This is a genomic window from Hymenobacter sp. FMD4, from assembly GCF_058932745.1.
Genome location: NZ_JBZYWH010000002.1, coordinates 42,333 through 60,893, shown reverse-complemented (window position 1 = coordinate 60,893; position 18,561 = coordinate 42,333). Strand labels below are relative to the sequence as shown.

The window sequence follows — 18,561 nt, the reverse complement described above, 5'->3', positions numbered from 1 at the left end:
CAAACCTTGCAGGAGGGCCTTGGGCATTATAAAAATGGCTTTGGGGAAAATACAGCTTTGCAATGGCCTGAGCCTGTTAGGCTAGCCGAGTTTCACGCATACGTTTTGCTGCTCAGTGAAAAAACGCAGCGCTTCCAGCCCACCTTCACGGCCGACACCAGAGTTTTTCATTCCGCCAAAGGGCGTGCGCAGGTCACGCAACAACCAAGTATTCACCCACACCACGCCGGCTTGTAGCTGCTGTGCCACCCGGTGGGCGCGTTGTAGGTCGCGCGTCCAGACGGTAGCGGCCAGACCATACTCCGTGCCGTTAGCCCAGTTGATTACATCTTCTTCGGTGTCAAATGGCGTAAGCGTAACCACTGGGCCGAAAATCTCCTCGGTGTTGACGCGGGAGGTTGGCGTGAGGCCTTCGAATACCGTGGGCTGCAGAAAGTAGCCGCCGGCACAGCGGCCGGGTAGTTCCACGCGCTGCCCACCAGCCAGCAGCTGGCCGCCTTCTTCGCGGGCCAGATCGATGTAGGACATTACCTTCTGCAGATGCGGCTCGCTTACGAGGGCACCTTGGCGGCTGTCATCCGTAAGTGGGTCGCCTACGGTAAGACCAGCCACGCGCTCCAGAAAGGCGGCCTTGAACCGTTCGTACAGCGGCCGCTCGATGAAAATTCGGGAACCGCAGAGGCAAATCTGGCCCTGGTTGGCAAAGCTCGACTGCACGCTGGTGCTGACAGCCGCTTCAAAGTCGCAATCGGCAAAGATGACGTTGGGGTTCTTGCCGCCCAGTTCCAGCGAGAGTTTCTTGAACATTGGCGCCGCTGTGCGGGCAATATGCTCGCCGGTTTTGGTGCCGCCCGTAAAGCTGATGGCCTTCACTGCCGGATGCTCCACAATGGCCTGGCCCACGCCCGGCCCGGTGCCGTGCACAATATTGAGCACGCCCGCCGGCAGGCCCGCTTCCTGGCACAGTTCGCTCAGGAGGTAGGCCGTCATCGGCGTCACTTCCGAAGGTTTGGCCACCACACAGTTGCCGGCAGCCAGTGCTGGGGCAATTTTCCAGGTAAACAGATACAGTGGCAAGTTCCAGGGCGAAATGCAGCCTACTACGCCCAGCGGGTGGCGTACTGTGTAGTTCAGCGCTACACCTTCCTGAAAGTGCGTTTCAGAAGCAAAGTGCTGGGCCGCGGTTCCGAAGAAAGCAAAGTTGCTGGCTGCCCGCGGGATGTCCACTGTCCGAGCTAGCTTCAAAGGCTTGCCATTGTCGATGCTCTCCGCCCGCGCCAAGCGTTCTAGATCCCGTTCGATCAGCTCGCTGATGCGCACCAACAGTCGGCCGCGCTGCTCCGCCGGCATCGCGCGCCAAGCTGGGAAAGCTGCTTGGGCTGCAGCTACGGCCTGCTGCACATCTTGGGCATCGGAATCCGGAATCAGGCTATACACCTGCCCCGTAGCGGGTTCTATATTGTCGAGGTAGCGACCAGCAGCCGGAGCCAGCAGTTGCCCGCCGATGTAGTTTTGTAGATGCAGCATAACACGCAAGCGAAAAAACTCAGAAGCGTAAAGCTACAAGCTTCGGCAGGTTCGTGTACGTGCTAAATCTAGCCTGACAGCGCTACTGAGGAGGCAGAGTTAATCGTCGGTTTTCAACGTCATGTCGGCTTGGCGCTGGCAGATTAACAAAGCTCGGGGCTGACTATCGAACCGGCTCGGCAACCGGCGTAACCGGAATATTAGTGTCGGAAATAATGTAGAGGGGGCGCTGGCGCACGTTGTTGTTCAGTCGTGACAGATATTCCCCGATTACTCCCACAGCAATCAGCTGCACGCCGCCCAGAAACAGGATACTGACCATCAGGGAAGGCCAGCCGGGCTCGTATTCGTGAATGACAAAGCGGGCGTACAGGGTGTAGAGCAACACCAAGAAAGCAATACCGGAAACCGTAAAGCCCATAACAGTAGCGGCCTTGAGCGGTACATCGGAAAAGGCCGTAATTCCGTCCAGCGCCAGCCGGAACATTTTCCGGTAAGTGTAGCCGGTTTCGCCGCCGGCCCGCTGCGCGCGGTCGTACTCGACGTAGGTCTGGCGGTAGCCGATCCAGGAAATCTGTCCCCGCAGAAACTTGTTCTGTTCAGGCATCAGCTTAAGCGCTTCCACCACCTTGCGCGACACAATGCGGAAGTCGCCCGTATCCACCGGGATGGATACGTTGGTAATGTTGGCCAGAATGCGGTAGAACATCTTGGCTGTGAACAGCTTCATGGCGCTTTCGCCTTCGCGGCGGCGGCGCTTGGCGTACACCACCTCGTAACCCTCTCGCATCTTCTGGTGCAGCTCCGGAATCAGTTCCGGCGGGTCCTGCAGGTCAGCATCGATGATAACCACGGCTTCTCCCTGCGACAAGTCCAGCCCGGCCGTTACGGCAATCTGGTGGCCAAAATTGCGGCTGAAATTGATGTAGCGCACATCTGTATGCCGCGCCGCCAGGTCGCGGATCAGGTCCAGCGACCGGTCGCGCGAGCCATCATTAATAAAAATGTACTCGCACTGCAGGCCCATTGGGTCAATGACCCCGCGCAGGCGCTGATAGAGCGTCGGAATGTTGGCTTCCTCGTTGTAAATGGGAATGACGACGGAGAGGTGCACAGCGGGCGGGAAAGCGGGCGAAACTGGCCGCAAAGGTCAATAAATAAAGATATTAGGGGCGGTCCTGCGAAGGCTTGTGTGCTACCGCAAACACGCTTACTCCCACGGGGAAGTTGAGGTGGCGTAGTATTGCATTCTCGATGCGTAACAAGCCCAGCAAGGTTGCATTCAGCGGCTTGGGCAGAGCCAGCAGGTCGCCGCTGGTATCGTCCGCTTTGTGCTTACCGCTACCTGGCTGCAGCAGGCGCTGCAAGCCGCGCACCACTAACGTGGGTGCAAACAAGGCGCCATTCCAATAAGAGCTGCGACTGACGCTGAGCGCCGAGGTCCGCAGCGCCGCCCGCAGCGAATCCTGAGTGTAGCGGCGGAAATGGTGATTTACCACATCGTGCTGGCTCCAGAGCATGGGAAATGCCGGTACAAACACCAGCAGGCGGCCGCCGGGGCGCAGCACGCGGCGCCACTCGCGCAACGCTAAGGCCTCGTCTTCAATATGCTCCAGCACATCGGAGGCAATAACCAAGTCGAAGCTTTCGTCAGCAAATTCCAGCTTGGTGCCGTCCATCACCGAAGTATTGGGCAGACCGCGCTGATGCGCCAGCTCAATCGCGCGGGAGCTGATATCAATGCCGGTAACATCGGTGAAGCCCGTAGCTTGCAGGCGCAGCATCAGGGGGCCACCCGAACAGCCGATTTCCAGGATGGAAGCGTTCGGCGCTAAACCTAATTCCTGAATTAGCGAAAAAACGAAGTCACGGCGTCCCTGAAACCACCAGTGTTGCTCTTCGAGGAGGTGGTATTGGGCTTCGTACTGAATATCCATGTATTTATTTACGGAAGGCTACGCCAAAAGCCTGTTTGCAATCAAATGCGGACTTAAGTGAGCAGACCCTGCTGAAAGGAGGACTGATTTGTAACGTTTTGCAAAACTAGTGAGAAACAGCCCTCCCTAACCGATAGCCATTCAATACCAGCTTGTTGTTCGTGTCAAGCCAATATACATCAGTATCTAATGGGCGAATCAATAGGTCGTCAACTAATAAGTCACGGTTATCATAAAGAACCTCAAGCCTAGTTACGCCTGCGCGTACACGGATGGGAACGGCTACGCGGACCCACACCCCGTCTATTTCGGTGCTTCGATGAGCATCAGTGTATTGATGATCTACCATCGCGGATCCTACATACTGCTTTACCTGCATGTTTCCATAACTATGGTCCATCATGCCATGCATCCATACGCTTATTTCATACTGACCAGTATCAGCAGGAGCCGGAATAGGTCCGTCATACAAAACCGAAAATTTTTCCGCCGGCTCATAAAAAGCACCAGGTGCCAAGCGTCCACGTTGGTCAGTGTATTGAGCAAACGGTTGATACAATACACCTTTAAGGGTAGTAGCCCGAAGTCCACCTGGTCGTGTATGCAGTGAGTTCCAGAGCGAGGCAGCGCGTGCTTGTTCAGTGGCTAGCGTCGTGGCTGCTAGAGCTTGCAGGGGCAATTCATAAAGGTTGACCTCCGGCGTAGACACAAGAAGCTTGGCTAACGATACTATTCGTTGCTCAGCAGGCGACAGGACATCAGGCGTAACAAGCAATAAAATTGGTTTCTGCGACGGAAATTGCTGAAGCAGAGGTTTTGCGATTAAAGGACTGCTAAGTAGCTGAACGTGTTGTAATACTTGGCTTACCGAAGGGCGAGAAACGTAGCTAGATAATTGGGGTAAGCCAGTGGCTAGCGACAATTTGTGCGTTTGAGCAATTGAAGCACCTGAGCCTGGCAAGGCTATTTTGTCGCTGCCGTTATTGAAATAGGGCAGAGGCAATATTGCTTGGAAGTCAGAAGGCTGTCTATTGGCCCACGTTAGCTTATCAACTAGCTGATGAGGTGGGCGAAAGAATGCCCTGGCCCCAGCACCAGTGGAAGCCAGCTTAGCCCGGGTAGATATATTGGCCCAAGCCTCGCCAGCCCATACCAAAAGCAATATGTACAGCCATGGTACGGCGGCCACGCTTACTCGGTGCTGACGCTGGTAGCGCCACAGTTGATATAAATAATAAGCAGTATATGTTGCAAAAACATAATAGAAAGGCCAAGCAAACCGGCCTAAAGCTCGGAACTGTTTGAGAGGCCCTATATAGTCAATAAGAAAAGCCAATTTTGGGAATATGAATGGAACTCCAGCCGCAAATAACACTAGCAGCCCCGATGCCCATAAACTGATACGCAATTCCTCTGGAGTAAAGCGTCGTAATGATAGGGGCTGAGAATGGCGCAAGAATAAATGCCGCACCATGCGTAACAAAGTAGCCAGCAGAATCCCAGTGCCCACAATCCCTACGTAGGACATTGCCTCATAACTGACTTCTTCTGTCCGGAAAAAGTAAGTCCAAACGCTACGCATGGGTTCAAGCGCCGGCGTAAAGATACCTTCCGGTGTAGTCATGTATACCAAAAAACCATAAGGGTTGGGCGGACGGTCCATGGTTGGGTCCGTCATCATAAGCCAACCCCGAAACAGCACCAACGGCAATAAAGCGGCGGCTATCATGTATCCCAGCTCCGCCCAAGACTTACGATGTTTCTGAACCGCAAGCACCAGCACGTGTGCCAGGAGCAGAAAACTGCCGCAAGCCAAGAAGTAAGCCATGACGAAGCCCATCAGCAAACTGCTGATAGCAAATGTCACATACCACCTCCACTGGCGGGGTGCTTCCATGATGCGCAGAATGCAGTACCATAGCCAAGGAACAAAGCAGGGGTAGCTGAGCGACATATGGTCGCCTAAACGCTGTATCTGAGGCGACAGGAAGCCGACTAATAAGGCAAGTACTACAGATGGCCATACTGCTACTCCTAAACGCCGCAGGATAGCATATATAATCATTGGGGTAACTAGCACCGCCAGTAACGCCAAGAGGTTAGTAATACCAACGGTGTGTACGGCTGCTGGTATGCCCAACTTCTGCAGCAATCCTATACCCCAAGCTATCAGTGGCTGCAGGTTTGGGTAAGTAAAGTTTTCCCCGAAGGGATAATTCATGCCCGAAAAGTGACTGCCACTATCGTAAAAGGCATAATAGGCAGTAGCATAATAGCTTTGCAGACCATCCCCAGCAGGCTGAAAAAAGTACTCGTCAGGGTGCGCCAGAACAAAAGAAAACAGCCGGGCAATGATTATGCTTGCTATTAAGCCAACGGCAAGCAGCCCTGCACGGTGCTTGGTGCGTCGAGACGAATTCATCAAGTTGTTAACACAGTGTACTGAACCACACGCCCATCCTTGCAGGAGAATGTGTATCTGCCAAAACTACGCGTTTTGACTAAGAGTATTGCCGAAGCACGCTTTAATGGCCTCAGAGTTTATATTTGACCATTTGAATGCCTAAACAGGCTAGGTAGATAACTGCCGTAATGGTATTGGAAATAGAATTTCCAATAGCTCGCTGTTATTAATAAAGCATAGCATCCAGATGTTCGTACCAGTAGAATTAGCACGCCGCATATCCTTATACCTTAGCCAAAACCGCATGAGCAGATACATTTGCGGTTTCGCTTTATTACTACTATCGGGGGCTTGTTCTGACAAACCAACTGAGTTGAAGCAGCAGGTCGTCATGCAAAATGACTTTGAATCTTTACGCGGTTGGGGCGTTGAATCACCCTCTCTGACAACGGAACAAGCGCATTCTGGGAAGTACTCAGTTAAGACTGACGGCAACATCGAATACAGCCTGACATATATGAGTCGGCTCGAAGACGTATTTCCGCAGAAACCTAAAAAAATACGTTTATCTGCATGGGCATATACACCTAATGCGCAGACAACCTCTGTGCTGACAATGCAAATTCTTCGGTCACCACAAGATCAAACTCTTATTCACAGTGATGGGGTTGTACTTGGCGAGGCTAGTGGTAAGGCCCAGCAGTGGGTAAAAATAAGCAAGGTGCTCGAACTCCCTGATAGTATTGCTCCAACCAATCAGGTACGTGTGTTTTTGTGGCGCGGCAGCACTTACGAGCCCGTTTACGTCGATGACCTAACGTTAGAAGTTGATTATCCCCCCAATCCGTAACGCACGATGCACCACAAAGCCCGGAACCCATCGCGCCAGCCTATTTTCTTGCCTTCGGCATAGGTGCGACCGTAATAGCTGATGCCCACTTCGTAGATGCGCACGCCCGGCACCCGCGCTACTTTGGCGGTTACCTCCGGCTCGAAGCCAAAGCGCTTCTCCTTGAGGGTAAGGCTTTGGATAATGTCGCGGCGAAACAACTTGTAGCACGTTTCCATGTCCGTCAGGTTCAGGTCAGTGAAGGCGTTGGACAGGAAGGTGAGGATCTGATTGCCGATACTGTGCCAGAAGAACAGCACCCGGTGCGGGTTGCCACCGATAAAGCGGGAGCCGTATACCACGTCGGCAAAGCCTTTCAGTACGGGCTTGAGTAGCAGGTTATACTCTTCCGGATCGTACTCCAGGTCGGCATCCTGTACGATAAGGTAGTCGCCGGTAGCCTCACGGATGCCGGTGTGCAGTGCTGCACCCTTGCCCTGATTCACTGAGTGCCGAAATAAACGCAGGGGCAGTTGCGGAAAGCGTGCGGCATAGTCCCGGATGGCTTCGCCGGAACCGTCCGAGGAGCAGTCATCCACCAAGATGATTTCTTTCCGAATGCCGTTGGTCAGCTCCAGGTTGCGCAGGCGGTCCAACACGGCTGAAATGGTGCGGGCCTCGTTGTAGACCGGAATAACGACGGAGAGCGTGTCGAACTTAACCAAAGAGCAAGCAACGGCTGGGTGAGAGGCTTCGCCCAAGCGAAACCCGCGGCTAATTTCGGTCTTCTTTCAGAAACTGCTGCTATAAGCTGCCGGTACGGCCGCCGTCCACCGGCACGTTGATGCCATTGATGTAACCCGCCAACGGCGAGGCCAAAAACGCTACTGCTGCCGCCACTTCTTCGGCCTCGCCAAAACGACCGGCCGGAATCAGGCGCAGCATGTTGGCTTCCAGTTCCTCTACCGGCTGACCGGTGTTTTGGCTGCGGGCCTGAATCAGGCTGTGATGCCGCTGCGTGAGTGTGGCCCCCGGCAGTACGTTGTTGACGGTGATGCCGTGGCTGCCTAGTTCATTGGCCAAGGTTTTGGCCCAGCTAGCCACCGCCCCGCGAATCGTGTTCGACACTCCCAGGTTGGGTAGCGGCTGCTTTACCGAAGTGCTGATGATGTTGATGATGCGGCCGTAGCCTGCTGCCTTCATGCTTGGTACCAGCGCCTGTGCTAGCAAATGATTGCAGATCAAGTGCTGCTCGAAAGCAGCCCGCAGCGCATCGATGGGGGCTTCCAGCAGGGGGCCGCCTGCCGGGCCGCCGGTGTTGTTTACCAAAATGTGAGTAGTCTCATGCCGCGCTACGTGGCCGCCAATCTGGGCTGCCAACTCGATGGGCTTACTGAAATCAGCTACTATATAATCGTGATGCTGGCCGGCAGGGGCAGGAAGGGCCGTGGCTACTGCCCGCAAGCGGGCCTCGTCGCGTGCTATAAGCGTGACGCTGGCCCCGCGGGCAGCTAGGGCCTCGGCTACGGCCCGGCCGATACCTTGGGTGCTGCCGCATACCACGGCACGGCGGTCCTGAAGTTGGTCTGAAAGCATGCGCCGAAAGTAGGCAAAAATGCTTCTGACTGGCACTGTGTGGGCACTTTTGCGTAAGTTGGGCGGAGGGAAAGGTAAAATTGTGAAATGGCAAATGGGTAAGTTGATCGACCCGACAACGGGCCGCGTTTTACCACTTTAAGCTGCAGGATTCGCAATTACACCTCTTCGCCACCTGACCACTTCTCCAACTCACCACCCCACCACATGGCCCTGGCACGTCCTTTTAATTTACAGCAGTGGATCGACGAACACCGGCACTTGCTCAAGCCGCCCGTCGGCAATCAGCAGGTGTTCAAAGGCAACGACGACTTCATTGTGATGGTCGTCGGTGGCCCCAATGCCCGTAAGGACTACCACGTCGACGATAGCGAAGAATTCTTCTTTCAGCTTGAAGGCGACATGACGCTTAAAATCATCGAAGACGGTCAGCCTGTGGACGTTCCCATTCGGGCCGGGGAAATATTCCTTCTGCCCGCCGGGGTGCCGCATTCGCCTCAGCGCCCCGCCAATACCGTAGGCCTGGTGGTGGAGCGCTACCGCAAGCCCGGTGAGCTGGATGGGTTTCAGTGGTACTGCGAAAACTGCGGCACCAAGTTGTATGAAGAGTTTGCGGAAGTAACCGATATCGTGAAGCAACTGCCCGTGATTATGGGCAACTTCTGGCAAAACGAGGAGCGCCGTACCTGCAAGAGCTGTGGCACTGTGATGCAGCCCCCGGCGCCCGTTGCCCAGCCGGCCCAACAATAACCCGCGGCGCTGCTACCCACCCGACCGCTTTTTCGCCGCAATGTCCTCTGCCCACCCACCCCTTACGCTTTCTTCGCCGCCCCCTCTGGTCAACTCGGCCGATGGGCTGCGCATCGATATCCACACCCATATCCTGCCCAAGCAGTGGCCCGACCTGCGCGAGCGGTATGGCTATGGCGGTTTCATCCGACTGGAGCACCACAAGCCGTGCTGCGCCCGCATGTTGCAGGACGACAAATTCTTCCGCGAAATTCAGGACAATTGCTGGGATCCGGCCGTGCGCCTGCGCGAGTGCCAGCACTTTGGTGTGGATGTGCAGGTGCTGAGCACGGTGCCCGTTATGTTCAGCTACTGGGCTAAGCCCCACGACGCGCTGGACCTGAGCCGCCTGCTCAACGACCATCTTGCCGGCGTGGTTGCTGACTATCCCGACCGCTTCGCCGGCCTCGGTACCATTCCCATGCAAGCTCCCGACTTGGCCATCAAGGAGCTGGAACGCTGCGTAAAGGAGCTAGGCTTGATCGGGGTGCAGATTGGTTCGCACGTCAACGACTGGAACCTTGACGCGCCGGAGCTGTTCGAGGTCTTCGCCGCAGCCGAAGAGTTGGGCGCCGCCGTATTTGTGCATCCCTGGGACATGATGGCCCAGCAGAAAATGCCCAAGTACTGGCTGCCCTGGCTAGTGGGCATGCCCGCCGAAAGTACGTTGGCGCTTTGCTCACTCATCTTTGGCGGCGTGCTGGAGCGGCTACCCAAGCTGCGCGTTGCTGTAGCCCACGGTGGGGGTACTTTTGCCGCCACCATTGGTCGCATCGAGCACGGCTTTCAGGTGCGGCCCGACCTCTGCGCCATCGACAATCCCGTTAACCCGCGCGAGTATCTCGGCCGGTTTTGGGTCGATTCCTTGGTGCACGACCCCATGATGTTGGATTACTTGGTCAAAACCCTGGGAGCCGATAAAATTGTGCTGGGTACCGACTACCCGTTTCCGCTGGGGGAACTGGAACCCGGCCAGCTTATCCGGTCCATGCCCTATCCCGACGATGTGAAAGCTCGCATGCTTGGGCAGAATGCTTTGGACTGGATGGGGGTGGGCGTCGGGCAATTTCTGCAGACGAAGGTCTGAGATAGTTGCTGCTTACCTTCGCTGCCCTCGCCGGTTATTTTTCAGTCAATGACTTACCAGAATACCCTCGAATTCGCCCGTCAACTCGATGCGCAGGACTCCTTGCGCAGCTTTCGCGACCAGTTTCATATTCCCGCCGGTCCGGCTGGTCAGCCTGCCATCTACGTCTGCGGCAATTCGTTGGGCCTGCAACCCAAATCGGCCCGCGCGGCTGTGGAAGCTGAATTCCAAAGCTGGGAAGAGCACGCGGTAGAAGGGCACTTTCATGGTACTGCGCCGTGGATGCACTACCATGAATTGCTTACCGATGCCTCGGCGCGGTTGGTAGGAGCGAAGCCTATCGAGGTAGTGGTGATGAATAACCTCACTACTAACCTGCACCTGCTGCTTATTTCGTTTTACCGCCCGCAGGGGCAGCGTTACAAGGTGCTGATGGAAGGCGGTGCCTTCCCGTCCGATCAGTACGCGCTGGAAAGTCAGGTGAAGCTGCACGGCTATGCCCCCGACGACGCTATCGTGGAGCTAACGCCTCGCCCCGGCGAGCATACCCTGCGTACCGAGGACATCGAAGCCCGAATTCAGGAGCTAGGCGATGAACTGGCGCTTATTATTCTGGGCGGCGTCAACTACTACACGGGCCAAGCCTTCGATATGGCCGCCATTACCCGGGCTGGGCACGCCGTGGGTGCCACCGTCGGCTTTGATTTAGCTCATGCCGCCGGCAACCTGCGCCTGCAACTCCACGATTGGGACGTTGACTTTGCTTGCTGGTGTTCTTACAAGTACTTAAACTCCGGCCCCGGAGGTACTTCCGGCGTGTACGTGCACGAGCGGTTTGCCAACCGTCCTGATCTACCGCGCTTAGCCGGTTGGTGGGGCCACGATCCATCGGATCGGTTTCAGATGAAAAAAGGCTTTAGGCCCATGGCTGGCGCGGCTGGCTGGCAGCTCTCCAACGCTCAGATATTCCCCATGGCCATTCACCGGGCTTCGCTGGCCATCTTCGACGAAGCCGGAGGTATGGAAGTTTTGCGCCAGAAAAGTGAACTGCTGACCGGCTATTTGGAATATGTGCTGCAGGCGGCTGGGCTGCCCGAACAGGTCCTGGAAATTATTACGCCCCGCGACCCCGCGCACCGCGGTTGCCAACTCTCCTTGCTGGTACACCGCCAGGGCCGGACGCTGTTCGATCATCTGGCGGCGCAGGGAATTGTGGCCGATTGGCGCGAGCCAAACGTGATACGAATTGCTCCTGTGCCGCTGTATAATTCTTTTGAAGAAGTCTGGCACATCGGGCAAGCCGTAACACATTGGGCCGCGGCCTTGTAGATTACTGACTAGGTGGCGCAACTAATGACCTTGGCCGTCTGTTTTTCGTATGATTGCGGAGCGGGGCTGCTGTTGTAGCTGGCCCCTCGTCCGCTCTGTACGTACTCATGGAAGATTACGCGGCCAAAATGGCCCGCAAAACCGACGCTGAGCTGCTCCGATATCTGGCTCACCGCGCAGAATACCGCGACGATGCTGTGCTGGCAGCATTCACTGAATTGGAGCGACGCGGGCACGCAGTGCCTGATGCTGCTACGCTACGCCCCGACCTGGAAGATGCAGCCCGACGCGAAGCCGTAGTCGACGCGGCACGTGCGCCCGAGCAGGCGCCATGGGCCCGGGCCCGTCCGGCCGAAGAAGAAACCGAGGAAAACATCCAACAGGGCCCGGCCCTGTACACGCCCGGGACCATCGCCATCTTCTCCGTCCTGTTTTCATTTTTCGTCGGTGGCCTGCTGTTGCTGTTGAATTTCCTCCGCCTGCGCCGATACGGTGGGGCAGCCTTACTGCTGGCCATCGTCATTCTGGTGCTGGGTATAGAGGCCTGGCTGCCTGCCTACTTGGGGCTGCGTCCCGAGCTGGTTGCTTTCGGAACCAACGTGGTAGCGGCGCTGGTATACGTGTACATCATGTGGCCCAACTTCATCGGTTCGCAGCCCTACCGCCCACGCAGCTGGTTGGTGCCCATGCTCATTGCCTTTGCCGTGAGCTTAGTGGCCGTGGCGATGTTGCGGATGGCTGGGTTCAGCTTGCCTTCGTTTGGACAGTAGACAGGCGCGAGTATGGGGCTGACTGCGCTTGGTCTGCCGCTGGCCGATGTACGCTTTGATCCCGCTTTTCTGACGTTGCAGGAAGCCCAGACGCTGCTGGCTGGACTTACCGGTTCCATTGCATGGCGCCACGAGGCTATCCGGCTATTTGGCCGCGAAGTGATGCAGCCGCGCCTTACCGCTTGGTACGGCGACCCTGGAGCGACTTACAAGTATTCCGGCCTGCTCATGCAGCCTGCGCCCTGGACCGCGGAGCTGCAGAGCTTACGCCAGCGTCTGCAGCAAGCCACTGGCCACCGCTTCAACAGCGTGCTGCTGAACCTTTACCGCAGCGGTGCCGACAGCATGGGTTGGCACGCCGACGATGAGACTGAACTTGGCCCGGAGCCTGTTATAGCTTCCCTGAGCCTAGGTGCTACCCGGCGCTTTCGGCTGCGTCCCAAGCCCGGTACCGAGGTCTTACACGCACCGCTCACACTAGAATTGGGAAGCGGTAGCCTGCTACTGATGCAGGGCTCCACGCAGCGACATTGGCAGCACGCCGTGCCCAAAACGGCCCAGTTGGTGGGCCCACGCCTCAACTTAACCTTCCGATACGTACTGCCCGGGCCTAATCAATAAAAAAGGGCAGTACCCAAAGGTACTGCCCCATAGCCGGGAAGCGAGCGGCAACATCCGCTTGGCCGGCCGGGCCTGAGGCCCTGATTATTTCATATTGATCAGCAAAACGGGGTAAGCCAGACGGCCGATGCTTGGGCCGCTGAATACCAGAACATCGTTCTTATGCAGAAGGTTTGAGCCTGCCCCTGATCAGAAGATTGTGGTGTATGCTCAGCCCAAACGCAAACGGCCCGGAACCAGTGGACGCTAACGCCACCGACTCCGAGCCGAACAAGCAGCCTGGGATAGGCTTATTTGATGTCTACCAGCAGGCCTACGTAAGCCAGGCGGCCGATATTCGGACCACCGTAAATCTGCGTGTTGTTGCTGTTGAGCAGGTTCGAGCCGCCGAGTTGCAGCGTGCTGGCCAGCTTAGGCATAGCGTACCCTACGAAAGCATCCAAGGAGCTATAATCAGGCAAGGTGCCCACTGCGAATGGCGTTTCGTACAAGTGGCCCTGTGCCCAGCGGTAGTTCAAGGAATAGGTCAGGTTGCCGGCTGTGCCGCTGGCACCCAGGTTGTACTTGTGCTTAGGCGTGTTGAAGAACGTCTGGAAGTTGGGGTCTTTGATGGCCCCACGGTCCAGCACGTTCAGGCTGTAGTTGGCCGTCAGCGTGAGCGGCTTCATTACGTTGTAGCTCAAGCCCAGCGAACCGCCTTGGGTGCGTACTTCCTGATCAGCGTTGGTCCATACCTGCAACACGCGCAACGGTGCGGTGCGCGTGCCGTTGGGGTTGCCCAGGAAGCGCTGCGCACCGATGAAGTCGTTGTACTGGCTGCGGAAGTAGTTCACGTCTAGGTACAGCTTGCCGCCCAAGGTGCTGCGGTAGCCTACTTCGTAGGTGCTCAGGCGTTCCAGCTTCAGCGGATCTATGTTGATTTCAGCCGAGGCGCTGCTCGCCGTCGGTAGCGTCATGCCTTGAAAACCACTGCCTACGTTACCGAGCAGCAAGACCGGGCCTGCATCGAGGCGGATGTACTGATCAAGCTGCGTGGGAGAGCGGAAAGCACGGCCGTAGCTGGCGCGGAAGCTGTGCTCCTTATTGGCACCTAAGGAGTACACGGCCGATGCCCGGGGCGATACAGCCGGATCGAAGTTCTTGAACTCGTCCACGCGCACGGCCAAGGCCAGCTTCAGGCGGTCATCCAGCATCTGGTGCGAAAGCTGCGTGTAGGCGCCCATCTCGTGGTTTTGTATGCGCTGCACATCATCGGAGAACAGCTGGCCATTGGAACCGAGACGGAATTTCCGGTACGAAGCACCTAAGATGAGGTCGGTCTTCTCCCCAAACTTGAAGTTGTACTGGGCATTGCCTTCGTTCAGCAGCGAGCTGGGGTTCAGTCGCGCACCTACACCGGGCCGGGCGTCTTGAATGATGCCCGAACGAAGGTCTTGGAAGCGCTGATCCGTTGGCTTCAGTTGCGTGGCGTTAGCCGCAGCTTGGGCGTCGGCTGCGGCGGCCTCCGGAGAAGCACCGGCTACCAGGCGGGCTTGCAGCGTGCCCAAGTATATCCGGTAATAGCGCTGGGCGTACGTTTCATCCGGGTTGCCGGGGTTGTCGACGGCACCAATCTTTGAGTTTTGCAGGAAGGCCCCAAGGAAGTTCAGGTCGTACGAGTTAGCACCGAAGTCCTGCGTAGACGAGCCGCGCAGAAACCAGCGGCCGCCGTTCAGCTCGCCACGGTACTGGTTGGTGCCGAAGTCGCGCAGCCGGTAGCGGCTGGAAGCTTGGTAGCTAGCCGTGCCGCGCGCTATGCTGGCGCTTACGGTAGCCTTCAGCTTATCCGTGAGTAGGTACGAAACCGTAGGCACCACCTTAAACGATTGGGCCTTATTGTCATCAGCAATCAGCTCCTGCTCCGTAAAGCCGGGCATGAACACCGTTTTGCCGCGAAACGAATAGAAGGGGTGCGCAGCCGGCAGGTTCGAGGGGAAAGTGTAGCCTCCCACGTCACCGTAGCGGTTTACAGCATCGTAGCCCTGCGTCGAGCCCTGGTTGTTGTTGTTGGGTACCAGGCGCGAGTTGGTTGGGTCGTAGTTATTGGCCACCCAATCGTTGGCCGTCAGATACGAGCCGGCAATCTTGAAAGCAAACTTATTACCGAGCTTCTTGGCGTAGCGCAGCTGGCCATCAAAGTAGGAACGTTCGCCGCCGCGCACGCGGGCGCTCAGGCCCTCGGTCACAAACGGGTCCTTGGAGTTCAGCAGCACCACGCCGTTGAAGGCGTTGGCCCCGTACAGCGCCGAGGCCGGGCCGTGAATTACTTCGATGCTGGCAATGTCCAGTTCCGGAATGCCCGTCAGGTTGCCCGAGTTGATGTTCAGCGACGGCGACTGCGTGTCAAAGTAGTCCACCAGCTGAATCACGCGCTCCGACTTGGGCGAGTTAAAGCCCCGGGTGCTGAGGCTGCTCATCACCATGCTGGAGGAGTTCACGTCGATGCCTTTCAGCTGATTCAGGCTGGCCATCACGTCGGGTGGAGGCACACGCATGATCTGCTGTGCACCGATCTTGTCCACCGTCACCGGAGCCTGCTGCAAGGATTCCTCCACGCGGGAGGCCGCCACGATTACTTCGTTGAGCGTTACCGATTCGTTTAGCGTCACCACGACGTCGGGCGTAGGCTTGCTCAGTTCCAGCTCACGGGTCTCATAGCCCACAAATGAAATGGAAATGGTAAGCGGGCCACGGCTGAAATCGGCTGGCAAGGTAAACTGGCCGTCTCGGTTGGTGCCGGTGCCGATAAGTGTGCCTTTAATAAAAACGGTGGCACCTGGAATGGGCGCGCCGGCATCGTTACGCACGACGCCACCAATCCCCGCTTCCGATTGTGCTACAGCCGGTGTGGCGGCCAGCAAGCCCGTCAGGGCCAGCAGGCTAGGGTATAATTTCTGCATTACAATAAGTGTGTGGGTAGGAAAAAGGAGCAGACAAAGTCCAACAGCACAGGGCCTTTCCTATGTATGTACAAATTTCAACTATCTAGGCATATTATAATCTTATGATGCAAATAATCATAGCACAATTCAATCATTTCGAACTTTTGTATAAAACTTTTTGAAACAAAACGTGGTTCGCTTCAACTTTTTCGATTACCGCTCTCAAGGTTGAGTTTTTGGGCCTCCAGTGAGTAAAGCGCAGTCAGCGTCGCATACCTAAACTTCGCAAACCTTTTTCGATGCTGCTAAGCCACTAAGGGCATTGATAGCTTTGCACTATTCCATTGTGCCATGAAACGCCAGGCTCTCGGGTGATACCAACGAGGTAGGCCCTGTAAATAATGACCGGTGCTGATTGTACACGTATTGGTTTGTGCACCGAGGTAATTCAACACGAAACATAAGCAGGCAAGAGTTGAGCAAGTAGTAAAACAAAGAACGCGAGGCAATAGTAATACTACAGCTAATTCCGGCGAACTGGAGCGTAACCTCGCCCAAACTTGTTCAGGGCTAGCCGAACCGGCTCTTCAGGAAGTAGCCAGAATCCTGTACTTTCGGAACCCTTGCTCGCTTACGCATTCCCATGACCTCGACTTCTACTACTTTTCCTGCCACTGCAGCCGAACCGCTCACCGTGATGGGGGCCGGGCTGGTTGGCTCGCTCTTGTCGTTGTACCTCGCCCGTCGCGGGCATGCCGTCAACGTATTTGAGCGCCGTCCCGACCCGCGCCGCGTCGGCGCCGATGCCGGCCGGTCTATTAATTTGGCTTTGTCTGACCGCGGCTGGCGTGCCCTCGAAGGCATTGGCATTGCCGAGGCCGTGCGCGAAGTGGCCATTCCGATGTACGGCCGCGTGATGCACGATGTGCACGGCAAGCTGGTGTCGCAGCCCTATGGCCAACCGGGACAGGGCATTTACTCTGTATCGCGAGGCGGACTGAACCGCCGCTTGCTCGACCTGGCCGATGCTGACCCCAACGTAACCCTGCACTTCGGTCAGCAGTGCCTGGATGTAAACCTGCGCGGCCGCGAACTGCACTTGCGCGAAGCAGCCACCGGGCAGGAGCAACACGTAGCGTTCAGCCACCTGTTTGGTACCGATGGGGCCTTCTCGGCCGTGCGTAGCGCCTTGCAGAAAACCGACCGATTTGAATACTCGCAGTCATACCTGGAGTACGGCTATAAGGAGCTAACCATCGCCGCCACGGCCGAGGGCGGCTGGGCGCTGGAAAAACACGCGCTGCACATCTGGCCGCGCGGCCGTTACATGATGATTGCCCTGCCTAACCTAGACGGTTCGTTTACCTGCACGCTTTTTTTCCCTTTCGAAGGCGAAGAGTCCTTTGCTGCGCTGCAGACGCCCGAAGCTGTACTGGCTTTCTTTGAGCGGGTATTCCCCGACGCCGTGCCCCTGATGCCGGAGCTGGTAGAAGACTTTTTTCAGAACCCGACCTCGTCCCTGGTGACGGTGAAATGTTTCCCGTGGAAGTTCGACGACGATGTGCTGCTGCTCGGCGATGCCGCCCACGCCATAGTGCCGTTCTACGGGCAAGGCATGAACGCCGGCTTTGAGGACTGCAGCGTGCTCGACGAACTCATGGTGCAGCACGGCGCCGACTGGGCCACCATATTTGGACAGTTCCAGCACCTGCGCAAGCCCAACGCCGACGCCATCGCCGACCTGGCGGTGTACAACTTCGTGGAGATGCGCGACAAGGTCGCCGATCCGCGTTTTCTGCTGCAGAAGAAAATCGAAAGCAAAATCGCCGCGCAGTACCCCGACCAGTGGTTGCCGCTGTATTCGCAGGTGACCTTCTCGCACCGCCCCTACGCCGAAGCTTGGGCCAGCGGCCAGCGCCAGGACGCCATCATGACCCGTCTGATGGCCCACATTGAAAACGAAGCCGATTATGACCGGCCCGAGGTGCAGCAATTGGTGCAACAGGAAATGGGCGCTGTGCAAACTCAAGTACAGGCCTTGGCTTAAAGGCTACCGCCTGCCAGCGCAACTACCAGCCCCAGCCCCACGCCTGCTGCTACTTGAGCAGGCGTGTGGGCCCGCAAGGCCAGCCGTGCCCAAGCTACGGCAGCAGTCATCAGGCTGCCGCCAGCCAACCAAAGCAGCCCGGGGGCACCAATATCGTACGGCGTCATCTGCAACAGCAGCAGCATACCCACGGCGCCGCCCATGCCCACACCGTGGGCACTGATTTTCCACCCCAGCGTAATCAGTAGCGTTAGTAGCACCGCAACCGTCATAGCGCCGAGCAGCAGCGTCAGCAGCGGGGCGTAATAGGCGGGTACGTAGGCCGGCAGTGTAGAGGCAGCTCCAAAGCTTAAAGCTGTCAATAGGAGTGGTAAAGGCCGTTGGCGGCGTTCTGCCAGCTCTACAGAGTTAATGCGGCCGCTGCGGTACAGCAACCAGGTGCCCAGCCCCGGTAACCAGAAGGTAATCAGCCATACCAGTATCAGCAGTTGCCCTCTCTTTTCCATCCCGACCGGCAATAGTTGGGGTTGCAGTCCGTAGCACAGCACTGCTACCAAGTAAGTGGGTACGAGCAGCGGGTGGAATACGACCGAGAGGAGTTGGGCGAGGCGGTGGAGCACGACAGCAAAAGTAGCAGCATCTATAAGCTCTAGTCTTACCCGAAAAACCACAACGGGATGGAAGCAGTAAGCTCCCATCCCGTT

Annotated in this window: 15 protein-coding genes; 7 read left to right on the top strand and 8 right to left on the bottom strand. The window is 56.8% G+C overall.

Translation table 11 applies throughout. The annotated features are described in order from the left end of the window. Window positions 1-81 precede the first annotated feature (81 nt). The 4 genes from AC5FXY_RS02220 to AC5FXY_RS02205 form a co-directional block, all read right to left on the bottom strand. Window positions 82-1,527 carry an aldehyde dehydrogenase gene (locus tag AC5FXY_RS02220; protein ID WP_493554997.1) on the bottom strand — a complete coding sequence of 482 codons (1,446 nt, stop codon included), beginning with the start codon at window positions 1,525-1,527 and terminating at the stop codon, window positions 82-84. A gap of 163 nt (window positions 1,528-1,690) precedes the next feature. Beyond that, window positions 1,691-2,641, bottom strand: coding sequence for a glycosyltransferase family 2 protein (locus AC5FXY_RS02215; protein ID WP_493554996.1), 951 nt, complete (start codon window positions 2,639-2,641; stop codon window positions 1,691-1,693). A gap of 52 nt (window positions 2,642-2,693) precedes the next feature. Continuing rightward, entirely contained in the window at window positions 2,694-3,464 is a 771-nt protein-coding gene (locus AC5FXY_RS02210; RefSeq protein ID WP_493554995.1) for a class I SAM-dependent methyltransferase, read from the bottom strand. Window positions 3,465-3,570: 106 nt separating this feature from the next. Further along, window positions 3,571-5,886 carry a DUF6311 domain-containing protein gene (locus tag AC5FXY_RS02205; RefSeq protein ID WP_493554994.1) on the bottom strand — a complete coding sequence of 772 codons (2,316 nt, stop codon included), beginning with the start codon at window positions 5,884-5,886 and terminating at the stop codon, window positions 3,571-3,573. A 286-nt stretch (window positions 5,887-6,172) separates the two neighbouring features. Here AC5FXY_RS02205 and AC5FXY_RS02200 point away from each other — a divergent pair, with 286 nt between their 5' ends. Further along, complete coding sequence (locus tag AC5FXY_RS02200; RefSeq protein WP_493554993.1) at window positions 6,173-6,718, top strand: carbohydrate binding domain-containing protein; 546 nt, start codon at window positions 6,173-6,175, stop codon at window positions 6,716-6,718. Here AC5FXY_RS02200 and AC5FXY_RS02195 read toward each other — a convergent pair. Beyond that, window positions 6,700-7,422 carry a glycosyltransferase family 2 protein gene (locus AC5FXY_RS02195; protein WP_493554992.1) on the bottom strand — a complete coding sequence of 241 codons (723 nt, stop codon included), beginning with the start codon at window positions 7,420-7,422 and terminating at the stop codon, window positions 6,700-6,702. The two genes, AC5FXY_RS02200 and AC5FXY_RS02195, sit on opposite strands and share 19 nt — an antisense overlap. 79 nt (window positions 7,423-7,501) lie before the next feature. Next, window positions 7,502-8,293, bottom strand: coding sequence for an SDR family oxidoreductase (locus tag AC5FXY_RS02190; RefSeq protein WP_493554991.1), 792 nt, complete (start codon window positions 8,291-8,293; stop codon window positions 7,502-7,504). A 207-nt stretch (window positions 8,294-8,500) separates the two neighbouring features. On the opposite strand from AC5FXY_RS02190, the gene AC5FXY_RS02185 reads away from it, so the two are divergent. The 5 genes from AC5FXY_RS02185 (at window position 8,501) to AC5FXY_RS02165 (ending at window position 12,889) form a co-directional block, all read left to right on the top strand. Next, entirely contained in the window at window positions 8,501-9,043 is a 543-nt protein-coding gene (locus AC5FXY_RS02185; protein ID WP_493554990.1) for a 3-hydroxyanthranilate 3,4-dioxygenase, read from the top strand. A gap of 40 nt (window positions 9,044-9,083) precedes the next feature. Beyond that, window positions 9,084-10,169 (top strand): amidohydrolase family protein, encoded by a 1,086-nt coding sequence (locus AC5FXY_RS02180; RefSeq protein WP_493554989.1) that lies wholly within the window; start codon window positions 9,084-9,086, stop codon window positions 10,167-10,169. Between the two features lie 48 nt (window positions 10,170-10,217). Next, window positions 10,218-11,498: a kynureninase gene (gene kynU, locus AC5FXY_RS02175; RefSeq protein ID WP_493554988.1), complete on the top strand. Its 1,281-nt coding sequence runs from the start codon at window positions 10,218-10,220 to the stop codon at window positions 11,496-11,498. Window positions 11,499-11,605: 107 nt separating this feature from the next. Beyond that, on the top strand, window positions 11,606-12,268 hold the full coding sequence (locus tag AC5FXY_RS02170) for a hypothetical protein (protein ID WP_493554987.1): 663 nt from the start codon (window positions 11,606-11,608) through the stop codon (window positions 12,266-12,268). 12 nt (window positions 12,269-12,280) lie between these two features. Then, on the top strand, window positions 12,281-12,889 hold the full coding sequence (locus AC5FXY_RS02165) for an alpha-ketoglutarate-dependent dioxygenase AlkB family protein (RefSeq protein ID WP_493554986.1): 609 nt from the start codon (window positions 12,281-12,283) through the stop codon (window positions 12,887-12,889). 290 nt (window positions 12,890-13,179) lie between these two features. On the opposite strand, the gene AC5FXY_RS02160 is transcribed toward AC5FXY_RS02165, so the two are convergent. Continuing rightward, window positions 13,180-15,828: a TonB-dependent receptor gene (locus AC5FXY_RS02160; RefSeq protein ID WP_493554985.1), complete on the bottom strand. Its 2,649-nt coding sequence runs from the start codon at window positions 15,826-15,828 to the stop codon at window positions 13,180-13,182. A 625-nt stretch (window positions 15,829-16,453) separates the two neighbouring features. On the opposite strand from AC5FXY_RS02160, the gene AC5FXY_RS02155 reads away from it, so the two are divergent. After that, a complete protein-coding gene (locus tag AC5FXY_RS02155; RefSeq protein WP_493554984.1) occupies window positions 16,454-17,857 on the top strand; it encodes an FAD-dependent oxidoreductase in 1,404 nt (467 codons plus the stop codon). On the opposite strand, the gene AC5FXY_RS02150 is transcribed toward AC5FXY_RS02155, so the two are convergent. Continuing rightward, window positions 17,854-18,477, bottom strand: a complete 624-nt coding sequence (locus AC5FXY_RS02150) for a hypothetical protein (protein WP_493554983.1) — start codon at window positions 18,475-18,477, stop codon at window positions 17,854-17,856. The genes AC5FXY_RS02155 and AC5FXY_RS02150 overlap by 4 nt on opposite strands. Between the last annotated feature and the right edge of the window lie 84 nt (window positions 18,478-18,561).